This window comes from bacterium, from assembly GCA_022616075.1.
Taxonomy (GTDB): domain Bacteria; phylum Acidobacteriota; class HRBIN11; order JAKEFK01; family JAKEFK01; genus JAKEFK01.
On sequence record JAKEFK010000051.1, the window covers coordinates 1 to 4,341 of the forward strand.

Sequence of the window (4,341 nt, forward strand, 5' to 3'; positions counted from 1 at the left end):
TCCAGCTGATTTGTTCCCAGACAGCGTTTGGCGCAAGTCTCTAGATGGACAATTGTCGAAGGATCCAATCCCATCATTTTTGCTTGAACCGTATCCACCGCGACAATATCGGAGGAAGCGAAGATTTTGTCCACGATTTTGGGTTTGCCTGACTTCGGCCCATTTCCTTCTAATGCAATAGTAGCGTCAACGACCGCAAAGGCCGGTTTGATTACGGAATTGATGTCGGCCAGCGCATCGCTTAAAACCAGGTGATAGTTGTGCCGCATTTTGCTGATGCAGCCCCACTGGTTCTTGATGGCGCCCGTGATCTGCGTTTTAGCGTGCGTTTTCATCACCGGAATCGTCACCACCTGGGATTCCTGAAGGATTCGCGCAATTTCAATGGACTGAAAAACCTTACCATTCTGAACAGGCATGCGCACGGATTCAGCCTTGGACATATTTATCCATTGAACGCCATAACGGCTGCACAGGTCCTTTAGTTTGCATTTCTCAAATGCCTTTTCGATGTTCTCCAGCACCTGATCCGATTCCACAAGATAAAGTGGTCCGGCCCAATCGCGCAAAGCCAGAATGACTCCTTCTAAGACCCAGGGTGATGTGATCGAACCCGGTATGAAAAGGTCCCATCCGAGATTGACCTTCAACGACGTAGGCTTGCCTCGCTCTAGATGTTTCTGGTAGTTGGCAAGCGTCATGGCTTCGCGCACTGCTTCCTGCACGGAGTCTTTCACCGAAACAACCGCGACTACGCTTCGCTTCTCCATAACAGACATGATATCAGTATGGCGCCCTGGTGGTTAGTGCTAGACTGCGGCCAGGGCTTAGAATTGATCCGCATGTTGATTGATTCGGACCTGAAGCAACTAGGCAACCAGCTTTCACAGCATGATCTGAAATGTTGAAACTTGGTTTCACCACGTGAAATCAGGAATATCCGTGCTAAGATCGGTGCATCGTGAATGTTTATGTGGCCGCACTGGATCAAGGGACAACCAGCTCGCGATGTTTTCTATTCGATGAAAACGGCAAGGAAGTCAGCCGCGCCCAGAAAGAACATCAACAGATTTTTCTCCGGCCAGGATACGTAGAACATGATGCTCTGGAGATCTGGAAAAACTGTCTGGAGGTGATCGAATCCGCTGTAAAACAAATCGATCTGAATTCCGCTTCCATCGCGGCGATGGGAATCACCAATCAGCGTGAAACGATTGTCATCTGGGACAGCGAAACGGGACAGCCCTTGCATCCTGCAATCGTCTGGCAGGATATGCGAGCCCAGTCCCTCGTTCAGCAAATTGGCGACTTTGAATCGACGCTCCGGTTCAGAACAGGTTTGCCAGCTTCCACTTATTTCTCATCAACAAAAATTCAATGGTTGCTTCAAAATGTTCCAGCAGTTCAGGACGCGGTCCGAAAGGGAAAAGCGCTTGCAGGAACAATCGACTCTTGGCTCGTTTGGAACTTCACCGGTGGACCAAAACGTGGAACTCACATCACAGATGTCTCCAATGCAAGCCGGACGCAGCTGTTTGACTTGAACGCACAACAGTGGGATCCGGAATTGGCGAGTTTTTTTGAGATCCCATTGAAACTCCTGCCGCGGATCGCGCCATCGATCGATTCAAAAGCGTACGGAGTCGTGAGCTGTGGCAGCGTTTTGGACGGAGTGCCGATCGGAGCAGTGCTGGGAGATCAACAGGCGGCATTGTTCGGACAGCTCTGTCTTCTGCCGGGTGAAGCAAAAAACACATACGGAACGGGAAATTTTTTGCTGGTCAACACAGGCAATCACATCATTCATTCTTCCTCAGGTTTGCTCTCAACAGTTGCCTATCAATTTGCGAACGCGCTGCCGGTATTTGCGCTGGAAGGTTCTGCAGCAGTAACTGGTTCCGCCGTTCAATGGCTGCGAGACCAATTGAGGATCATTGGAAAAGCAAGCGACATTGAAGAGTTAGCAAATCAAGTTCAGGATAACGGCGGTGTCTACTTTGTGCCGGCCTTCTCCGGTTTGTACGCTCCTTACTGGAGGCCCGATGTGCGCGGTTTAATCACGGGATTGTCGCGATTCAACACAGCAGCGCATCTTGCCAGGGCGACTCTTGAAGCGATCTGCTATCAAACAAAAGAAGTCCTGGATGCAATGGAGTCGGATTCACAACAACAGATTTCGATATTGAAAGTGGATGGCGGACCCACAGCAAACAGCACACTCATGCAACTGCAGGCTGACATCCTGGGAATTCCAGTAATCAAGCCTGTGGTCTCCGAAACAACCGCATTAGGCGCCGCCTACGGTGCCGGACTCTCCGCCGGCGTATGGTCCGATTCAAATGAACTGAGCGCGCACGCACAAATGGACCGGCAATGGGATCCGCAGTGGTCCCCTGATCAACGGGAACAGGGTTATCGTGGATGGAAAAACGCAATCCGCCAGGTTCTTCAGTCTTCTTCATGATATCCCCCATGTTGGTTCTCAGAAAAATTGTTTCGACTCTCCTGATGCCGCTGAATATTTGTCTTGCCCTGTTGATTTCCGGAGGTCTATTGATCCTGCTTACCGGAAAGCAGAAAGCAGGGAAGGCCTTGATCATCACAGGAGTTTTGTTCCTTCTGTGTTTCAGTTCTCCGCAGGTTGCGGGAGTTCTCACCAGATCTCTGGAGTCCCGTTATCAGCCTGTTTCAGCCCAATCTCTTTCTGAATCGAACATTCGCTGGATCGTTGTGCTTGGCGGAGGACACGACAGTTCGAGGCAAACCGGTTTACAACTCACTTCCTCTTCTCTTGCCAGAGTCGTTGAGGCGATCCGGATCTATCGAAGCAAGCCTGGTAGAAAGCTGATCGTATCGGGGGGCGGTGTTTTTGATCCCGTTCCAAACGCGCAGGCAACTTTTCATATGTCAAAAATTCTCGGCGTCAGGGAGGAAGACATTTTGACGGAAACAAAATCCAAAGATACGGAAGAGGAAGTAAAGTTTCTTGCTTCCATGATTGGGAAAGAAAAATTCTATCTGGTGACTTCAGCAATCCATATGCCGCGATCGGTCAGCTTGTTTCAAAAACAAAAGATGAATCCGGTTCCCGCTCCCACCGATTATGCGTTTCGTCCGCAAAACGCCCCTTTCCTTTTGCGTGTTCTGCCCAATGCCACATCCCTGCAACAATCGGAGAGGGCCATGCGTGAATATCTGGGAATCACCTGGAGCCGTCTCAGAGGGAAAGCCTGACCTCATCTGGAAATCCGGACAAAGCAATTCCGGTTCTCCGCGCGCTCCACTTGAATGTCGACATCGAGGAATTTCCGGATCACCTCTATGTTGGTGGTAGAATGTCTACTCAATGGAAGTGTTACAAAGGCTCCCGAGCCGGCCATTGCAAAGGGAAGGAGGAGCTGATCAGCCAGGTGAGAACCGACCGGCACTCCGGCCTTGAGATACTTCGTGGTTTCCTCCAGCGCCCGCCCGGCAACAGCTTCTGCGAGAACACCTTTCTCTCCAAACGAAGTAAATACTTCCGTTATGTTCTCCGATTCCAGTTCGGTCATCAGAATGTTTCCTGGTCCAGGGCAGTCCTTCACTTCTATCAATTCAAAAGATTCCGAAGGCCAGGAAAGCGTTTTTTGTAACGTTGCCAGTTCTCTCTCCGCTATGTGTTTTGGCAAACTCGCCACGATCGCCCGCGCTCTTCTGTTTAAAATTGCACCGCGATCGACCAGGTCTATTGGGGTAAGCTTTGAGGCTGGCTTTACTTTTACATTCGCTTTTCCGCCTCCTGCCGGATAAAAACCATAGCAATCCAATCTCGTTTCGGTAACAACTCCCATCCGGTGAAGAACAGGCAGAAACGCTTTTTGCAGAAAATCGAAAGTTGGAGCCAGGGGATTATGAGTGCCCCCTTCAAGCGTCAAAGTGGACTCCGAATCCGCGATCACGAGGGCCGGCAGAATCGTTTGAAGCACGAGCGTCGTGCTTCCGGCGGTTCCTACCGCAAAGTGGTAGTCGCCCCCTGCGATCCTGGTTGGTTCAAAAGTAATTTGATTGGATCCGATGCTGTCTCCTGTTACTTTGGCGCCGCCAATTTTTGCCGACGCTTGTAGAGCCGTCAAATGCTGTCGCAGCAATCCGGGCTTTTTCCGTCCCGCGCGAATTTTTTCGATTCGACACGGTTTTCCCGTGACCAGAGACAGAGCGAGGGCGGAGCGAACAATCTGGCCTCCGCCTTCCCCCATCGATCCATCAATCACAATCCAATCAGACATTTTCCTTATCCTTTCACGCAAACAACCTGCCGCAATGTGTGAACAATCTCTACCAGATCTTTTTGCGCTTCCATCA

4 protein-coding genes are annotated in these 4,341 nt (G+C 50.5%); 2 read left to right on the plus strand and 2 right to left on the minus strand.

Annotation, left to right across the window (positions count from 1 at the left end; genetic code table 11):
• The coding region (locus L0156_04530; protein MCI0602258.1) for a DUF362 domain-containing protein at positions 1 to 770 on the minus strand (770 nt) is incomplete at its 3' end.
• Positions 771 to 961: 191 nt separating this feature from the next.
• Between L0156_04530 and glpK the strand changes: the two genes are divergently transcribed.
• Both glpK and L0156_04540 read left to right on the plus strand, forming a co-directional pair.
• On the plus strand, positions 962 to 2,464 hold the full coding sequence (gene glpK, locus L0156_04535) for a glycerol kinase GlpK (protein ID MCI0602259.1): 1,503 nt from the start codon (positions 962 to 964) through the stop codon (positions 2,462 to 2,464).
• An 8-nt stretch (positions 2,465 to 2,472) separates the two neighbouring features.
• Positions 2,473 to 3,234, plus strand: coding sequence for a YdcF family protein (locus L0156_04540; protein ID MCI0602260.1), 762 nt, complete (start codon positions 2,473 to 2,475; stop codon positions 3,232 to 3,234).
• Between the two features lie 2 nt (positions 3,235 to 3,236).
• On the opposite strand, the gene rtcA is transcribed toward L0156_04540, so the two are convergent.
• Positions 3,237 to 4,265: an RNA 3'-terminal phosphate cyclase gene (gene rtcA, locus L0156_04545; protein ID MCI0602261.1), complete on the minus strand. Its 1,029-nt coding sequence runs from the start codon at positions 4,263 to 4,265 to the stop codon at positions 3,237 to 3,239.
• Between the last annotated feature and the right edge of the window lie 76 nt (positions 4,266 to 4,341).